The organism is Microcystis sp. M53603_WE2 (assembly GCF_030065435.1).
In genome coordinates this window covers 1-1,184 of the sequence record NZ_JASJFF010000796.1, presented here as the reverse complement: position 1 = coordinate 1,184, position 1,184 = coordinate 1, and the positions used below count along the sequence as shown (strand labels likewise).

Genomic DNA, 1,184 nt, shown 5'->3' with positions numbered 1-1,184 from the left:
TTTGTGGGCAACTTTGCGTAAATCTCCCACTGCTTCGGCAATAATACCCGATCGCTGCCGATAGAATTCCGTTTCCGCGTTTAATTGCCGCACATAAAGCACATCGTCCATATAAAAATTAAGGGAGATTTTCTCTTTCCATTGGGGTTGTTCGAGATAATCTAAAAGATCGATCGCCAAGTCGGGGGAAATGGGAGTATGTCGATGGTGAACTTGGGAAACAGGATCTTGAATCCAAGCGCCATTGTAAGCAATTAAAGGTAAAGTGGATTTAAGGCGTTTATGAAAACGTAAAGCCGAGCGGTACATCCTACCAGTGCCAATAGCGACGGGAATTCCCTTTTTTTGGACGGCCGAGACAGCTTGCACCACAGCTGGATTAACCTGATTGTTATCACCGGCGATCGTTCCATCCACATCAACAACGATTAAGCGAATATCCACAGTCTTGTCCCATTCAACGGTAACAGTTATTGACACTCTCGCCGTCAAGCTACGCTGTGACTGGAGATTCTTGCTTCTACTCCTCTTAACTAGACACAATCGGAAGACTATGCCCCCGTCAGACCGAATCCACAAGCGTTTTAGTTTAACGTCTACCGACTGCCCGGCGGCGGACGGATCTGAATTTTATTTGTGGGCTGTTTTGACCTTAGCCGTTAAGCTTCTATCCTGCTTGACCCGTCACCATTACATTTTCAAGGGCGATATTTGTTCCGAGGTACAAAGGAGCGGGAGGTTTCCGTGATCCCTTACGCGCTTTACCGCTTTCTGTATTCTAGCGAAATCCCTCGAAAATTGTCAAAGTATTGAAAGCTAGGATGGAAGGCATGGGATTAAATGCAACAGTCCGAACATTTGGATACACGAATAAAACAATATTAAATTGGGAAAAGAAATTATCAGCCTGACAAGAAACGTTAGTATTTAACTCTAGATAAAATGTCACCATAATTACCTCAAAAACTGCCCTAGTTAATTATTTTTAGCTAGTTGACTAACAAGCCATGCTCTTAAATTCTTTTCTGCCTTCACTTCATCCTCTTTAGCAGTGGCTAAAAATTCATAGAGTTTAGTTTTGGGAACTAGGGGAAAAGTCGGACTAAATTCTCCTTCCTGATAAACCCCCTTTTCTAACCGATAAATGCGCCAGATTTGTCCATTAAAACGCCATAATTCCGGCA

At 43.2% G+C, this 1,184-nt stretch carries 1 protein-coding gene and 1 pseudogene; both read right to left on the bottom strand.

Going from position 1 to position 1,184, the window contains the following annotated elements:
- A partial coding sequence (locus PX481_RS17005; protein WP_288095115.1) for an HAD family hydrolase occupies positions 1-444 on the bottom strand: 444 nt, incomplete at its 3' end.
- Positions 445-975: 531 nt separating this feature from the next.
- Positions 976-1,184 (bottom strand): annotated as a pseudogene (locus PX481_RS17000) (Uma2 family endonuclease); the annotation flags it as partial.